The following is a 5,707-nucleotide window of genomic DNA, read 5'->3' as shown; positions in this document are numbered from 1 at the left end:
GATCAATCTCACCGATGAAGAATCCCGCATCATGCCGGTCTCAGGCGGTGGCTTTGAACAAACCTATAATGCCCAGGCCGCCGTAGATGACCAGACGATGCTGGTGGTAGCCACCGGAGTCAGTCAGGCCCCCAATGACAAGGAACAGGTCATCCCCATGCTGAAAACCCTCCAGGCACAAACGGCGCAACTGGGGCCCATAGAAGCGCTGGTGGCCGATACGGGTTACTGCAGCGAAAAGAATGTGGAAGCCTGCGAAGCGCTGGGGATTACCCCATTCATTGCCGTGGCCAGAGAAGAACACCATCACGACTGGCGGCAACGGCATACAGAACCGGAAGCCCTCCCGGAAAATGCGACCCGCATGCAGGCGATGATACATCGTCTGAAGACGCAGGCAGGCCGAAACGTTTACCGTCTGCGCAAACAAACGGTAGAACCGGTCTTCGGGATTATCAAATCGGTGATGGGATTCCGGCAGCTCTCCTTGCGCGGCCTGCGTCAGGTTCAGGGAGAATGGAGTCTGGTCTGCCTGGCGTGGAACATAAAACGCATGGCCGTATTGCGTCTGTAGGACAGGAAAATGCAGATAAACCGCAAAAAACAGGGCAATAATCACCAAAAGAGGCTCAAATCGAGCGATTTCAAAAAATTCGGGGCGAAATCTGGCAGTAGTCCGAAGTTAAAACCGACGGGCTGCTAGTGTAGTGTTGCATTCTGTTTGCTGCTTAAGTGGCTGTTGGCGCGAATGACCTTTTGCAGGATGTCGCGGGCGGTTTTGATCCAGATGAAAGGTTTGGGATGGGTGTTGTGGTGGTCGATGTACCCCTCAATGGCCTGGATGAGTTCAGGCACACTGGTGAACACCCCACGACGTAACCGCTGGGTCGTCATATCCCGAAAGAAACGCTCGACCATGTTGAGCCAGGATGCCGAAGTGGGCGTAAAGTGCATGTGAATACGCGGGTACTTGTCGAGCCACGCCTGTACTACCGGGTGTTTATGGGTCGCATAGTTGTCGGCAATCAGATGCAGAGCCTTGTCCCTGGGCGTCTGCCGATCAATTTTCTTCAGGAACTTCAGCCATTCCACATGGGTATGGCGCTGTTGACACTGTCCGATGACCTGGCCATCCAGCACGTTGAGTGCGGCAAACAAGGTCGTAGTGCCATTACGTTTGTAGTCGTGGGTCATCGTTTCTGCGCGGCCCTTTTTGAGGGGGAGTCCCGGTTGGGTCCGGTTCAGGGCCTGTACCTGACTTTTTTCATCTCCGGCTTACTCTGCGTGGTCAATTCTACCAGACGGCCACATCCACTTTCACCGGAGGAGCGCCGCGCGGTAAATCGCGCTCTATACCCGCCAGGTGTTGTTCCAGATAACGCTTGCGCCAACGTGCGACTTGCAGGCAGGCGATCCACCCCCAGGCGCTCCGCAATCTCCTTGTTCTGCAAGCCCTCTGCCGCCAGCAATATCATCCGTGCCCGTAATGACAAGCGGACACTGCTTAATCGGGAGGAGACTATACGGGACAACTCGGACAGCTCTTCGCTGGTTAAAGTGACTGTAGGCGCAACTCGCAATGCTCAACTCCATTCATACCCTCAACATGGAGCTATTTTATCATCATTAACCTTAAGTTTCATCAAGAATGCAACACTACACTAGTAATTAGTCTTAAAAGCAACACGTAAGAAGTTCATTGATATCTGTAAATGTACATGATAATCAGTTTGATGTTGTGATTTTTCTATGTTCCGAGGCAGATACTACCTATACCACCCACTGCTTTCCCCCGGTACCATGCGTCATAGGGACGATGTGCCCAGGTGACGAGGACAAGGATTCGAGCATGGCAAGCACCAGTACCGAACGGATGCGCAGCAAGCGCCTGCGTGATGCCCAGCGGCTCCGGGATCTCCGTCAGGTGAGCCAGATCAGTGATACTGCCCTGATCGAGCTGCTGGGTGTGGCCTATCGCCAGGCCCTACAGGGTAAAGACGGACTTCTGGTACGGGAGCTGCTGGCCGAACTGGAGCGGCGCTTGGAACAGGCCGGGCAGAAAGGGGCGTCAATAGGCGCAAGCGGCTTAGGGCGAGAAGAATAAAAAGAGGCGTGGTCATTCGTCACTGTGACCTGTTTTTATGGTATTCTGAAAGTCCATTCACCCTCCCCAAGGCTATGGACCGATGACTGATCAGACTGATACACCATACTCTGTCGATGCCCACAACCCCGATGACCCGCCTGCCCACCGCGACCTCGCAGAAAACCGGGTATTTCTTTTGCTGTTGACGACATCCCGGGTGTTATTGCTGTCTTTTCCGGTAGCACTCCTCGACGCCTTTGTCGGACGTTGGGTAGACATGGCCATCAATATCGGGATTGGACTGACGGGTGTGTTGCTGCGGATCTTTTTGGGCTTGCTGAATCATGAGGCACCAGAGCAATGGTTTGCAGAACCGCCTATCCTCCGACTCATTCTCTGCCTGCTGTACGAGACGGATAGCTGTGTTGCATTTAAGCAGGAGTTGCGCGATATGAATACCGAGCGGGAGGCGAATCAGTATCTATCGCCAAGGGCCGGCTCCAGATCTTCCTTGCGTTTGCAGGGGCAGGCCTGGACGCGCCATCGTCTGCCGGCCCGGTCGCTGCCAAAGCAGCGTCTGGCTGGCTACCGTCTGCAACGCAGACTGCAGAATCTGGATAATTCTCGCCGGTTTTGAAAGCCGGACACAACCAGACAAGGCAAGCAACACCACAAAAAAACGAAAGGAGTTATCCTGATGTGTCATTTCTTAGACCGTACATTGTCCCAGTTTTATACAGGTTACACAGAACCTGAAGGAGGATTTCCTGCAAGCTTTGTGGCCCTTGGGTAGGCAATAGCAAAAAATAGTAAATAAATACTATATATTAGGTAGCTTGCTATAATCTGCTAAATGGACAGAAACGATATTTGGCACTATCAAAGGACCGACCTCGCACAGAAGTACGTGGAAATCCTGAATATCGGTTTGAGCAGCGCGCTTGCACTGTTTGCGCCGCTCCGGATGGGGAAAACAGAGTTCCTTCGCAAAGACCTCACCCCGGCCGCAGAAGCAGCGGGGTATTGGGTCATCTATGTATCCCTTTGGGAAGTGAAAGGTGATCTAGGACAGGCACTGATCAAGAAGATCCAAGCCAGAGAACAAAGCTTTTTTTGCACACCATTCCAGAAAGTACGCACCATACCAAGGTTCAAAACGGGTGCTGGATTCATGGACACAGAAGACAGGATTAGCGCAGGAGGGGAAGAAAATAAAAAAATAAGTTCACAAGACCTGATTGAACTGGGTGAGGTGATGCGCCACCTTGCGGAAGGGAAACGGCCAGTGTTACTCCTCATCGACGAGGTGCAAACGCTGGCCGACGAAGCCCGCTATGGGGCACTGGTAGCTGCATTGCGCAGCGCACTCGACAAGTACAAGGATCAGATTAAGGTCATTTTCACAGGATCATCGCAAGAAGGTCTGCGGCAAATGTTCAACAAGGGAAAAGCCCCGCTGTACCAATTTTGTCAGCAACTCGTGTTTCCCTTGATGGACAAGCTGTTCGTCGAACACCTGTTAGGCACCTATGAAAAAATTACCGGAAACAAGCTGGACGAAAATCGCGCATGGCAAGCCTTTGAGGAACTGGAACGTGTGCCACAGTATTTTCGGTCGCTTTTGGAAAAAATGGTGCTTACAGGATCGCAGGACTTTGATTTTTCCCTGCAGGAAGTTCGCGAAAACCTAGAAAAAGCGACCAACCACCCAGAAAAATGGTAAAGCTTTAATCCTATGGACAAGGTTGTGGTACTCCAAATCGTTGAGTCAGGAAAGACTTGCGGCAAAAAACATCGCGCCAACATGGATCACTATCTCGGGCTTCCCACAGGGACAATCAAAATATCCAATGTACAGCAATCCATCAGGAGGCTCATGGGTCAGGGCGTCATTGCAAGGTCAGGTGGATCGGGATCTTACCGAATAGTGGATCCGACTTTTCTTGCCTGGATTCGCAAAAACAAAAGGGCGTAGAAATAGTGGGTTATAAAAAATCTCCATACTGTTGCGGCATCTGATCTCAGTTTTATTTACTGGCTGCTCAGCACAATCTCCCTGTCGAGTCCAGAGACTAAGACAGCAGAATTTATGTCAAAGGTTCCCGTGGGATAGATTTTTCATGTAATCAGTGGCCTGCGCCGTCTGCTCACGAAATGGTGCGACTACATGGCCCTTTCTTCAGCATATCTGTTGTACTTTAGCGACAATATGACTCTATAGTGCCCCTGTTGTATGCCCTTACCATAAAAACGGATCCCTTCTCTTCTGGAATCGGGCACGGCTCAGTATGTCGCTTCTGTCGCAAGATCCTTCCGCTGTGCTGGAACGCTTATTGCTTTCTCAATATTGGAAAGCGCTACACAAGTCCGAAAAACGTGACCGCAAAGCGGAAAGGAGGTATGCACATTTTTTATACCGTAACCCCTGAGCTATTTGTTCGGGGAAAGATAAAAAACCGATCTTCCTACAGGAGAACCGTATGTTCCATGAAATGGAGTCACTGAAGCGCCGTAACATCTGGCAACCAGCTTTACGTGTAGCGACCTTGTTCGGCACCTTGATGGCGTTGGCGGGATGTTATGCCTATCCCCCTGGACCGCCTCCGGGCCCTGGCGGATATTATGCGCATCCTGCACCGCCCCCACCTCCACCGCCGCCCGGAGGGCCAGCGGGTCCCGGGGCGTATTACCAGCAACCGGTGCCGCCGCCCCCGCCACCTCCTCCGTGAAGGATTTTATGGGCGCGTATGCCCTGTAAAAGTCAGACAATTTTTCTGTAAACAGGTCTAAAAAAAGCCCCATTTTTCTGAAATGGGGCTTTTTCTCCGGTCATGAATCAGGATTTCAGTGCATCAAAGCGCCGGTTGCTGCTCCTGCTGCACCGCCCACTGCGGCCCCTACGGCCGGATTGCCACCCACAACAGCACCCAGCACTGCACCGCCCGCAGCACCGATAGCCCCACCACTCAGTGCGCGTTGTCCTGTGGGGCTCATATTGGCGCAGCCAGTCATGGCGATCAGACAAAAACCCAACGCCAGGACTTTTAACGCGTACCGGTGATGACCGAATTTTAATCGAAGGGGATATTGCATGGGGATTAGGCTCCTTATGGTGTAGTAGTGGAAGGGGATCCGGATAGTTGTTCCACATCCCGGGTTGCCTGAAGAATTTCTTGTCGGGCAATCCGATAGGACGTTCCAGAAAGCGGTTTGGTACATAACGGCTGTACGACCGCCTGAATTTGGTCAAGGTCGTCGCTTTGACCTTCTGCGTGCGGTCGTTTTGTCAGCTTTTGTTGCAATAGACGCACCTGCGCCTGGTATTGCTGGCAATCGCGCTGTAGTCCTGATGTTCTCTGGATTGGATGCGTGGGCGCCAAGATGGTTGAGGTGGGTGGATAAGGTAAGATCTGTTCAGGCCGATAGTGCGTCGACGCGGGTGTTGGGGGTGGGGCAGCTATCGTTGAGGCGCAGCCGCTCAACAATAAAGTGCCCGCAATCAGCCAATAATACGGTCTTTCTCTTATCCTGTTTTGCGAATACACGCAACATTCCTACCAGGGAGTGGATACATAACCCACTACAGGCGTAGGAGCCGCGTAATAGCCGGATGGAGGCCCG

At 52.3% G+C, this 5,707-nt stretch carries 7 protein-coding genes and 1 pseudogene; 5 read left to right on the top strand and 3 right to left on the bottom strand.

Features of this window, described 5'->3' with window-relative positions:
- On the top strand, window positions 1-574 hold a 574-nt coding region (locus HAP95_RS05090; protein WP_215883238.1), incomplete at its 5' end, for a transposase.
- A gap of 125 nt (window positions 575-699) precedes the next feature.
- On the opposite strand, the pseudogene HAP95_RS17065 reads toward HAP95_RS05090, so the two are convergent.
- Window positions 700-1,580 (bottom strand): annotated as a pseudogene (locus tag HAP95_RS17065) (IS630 family transposase).
- Between the two features lie 269 nt (window positions 1,581-1,849).
- Between HAP95_RS17065 and HAP95_RS05080 the strand changes: the two are divergent.
- From HAP95_RS05080 to HAP95_RS05065, 4 genes are all read left to right on the top strand, one after another.
- On the top strand, window positions 1,850-2,104 hold the full coding sequence (locus tag HAP95_RS05080; protein WP_075324183.1) for a hypothetical protein: 255 nt from the start codon (window positions 1,850-1,852) through the stop codon (window positions 2,102-2,104).
- An 82-nt stretch (window positions 2,105-2,186) separates the two neighbouring features.
- Window positions 2,187-2,723: a hypothetical protein gene (locus tag HAP95_RS05075; protein WP_215883237.1), complete on the top strand. Its 537-nt coding sequence runs from the start codon at window positions 2,187-2,189 to the stop codon at window positions 2,721-2,723.
- A gap of 270 nt (window positions 2,724-2,993) precedes the next feature.
- The gene (locus HAP95_RS05070) at window positions 2,994-3,809 is read left to right on the top strand and encodes an ATP-binding protein (protein ID WP_215883236.1); all 816 of its coding nucleotides are present in this window, start codon (window positions 2,994-2,996) and stop codon (window positions 3,807-3,809) included.
- 757 nt (window positions 3,810-4,566) lie between these two features.
- On the top strand, window positions 4,567-4,815 hold the full coding sequence (locus HAP95_RS05065; protein WP_215883235.1) for a hypothetical protein: 249 nt from the start codon (window positions 4,567-4,569) through the stop codon (window positions 4,813-4,815).
- A gap of 115 nt (window positions 4,816-4,930) precedes the next feature.
- Here HAP95_RS05065 and HAP95_RS05060 read toward each other — a convergent pair whose 3' ends face one another.
- Window positions 4,931-5,179 carry a YMGG-like glycine zipper-containing protein gene (locus HAP95_RS05060; protein WP_215883234.1) on the bottom strand — a complete coding sequence of 83 codons (249 nt, stop codon included), beginning with the start codon at window positions 5,177-5,179 and terminating at the stop codon, window positions 4,931-4,933.
- Between the two features lie 321 nt (window positions 5,180-5,500).
- Window positions 5,501-5,707, bottom strand: a 207-nt coding sequence (locus HAP95_RS05055; RefSeq protein ID WP_215883233.1) for a hypothetical protein, incomplete at its 5' end; no start/stop codon positions are given.

This window comes from Acidithiobacillus sulfurivorans, assembly GCF_018853815.1.
GTDB classification, from domain to species: domain Bacteria; phylum Pseudomonadota; class Gammaproteobacteria; order Acidithiobacillales; family Acidithiobacillaceae; genus Acidithiobacillus; species Acidithiobacillus sulfurivorans.
The sequence above is the reverse complement of the archived record's forward strand: the minus strand, read 5'-3'. Positions and strand labels throughout refer to the sequence as shown.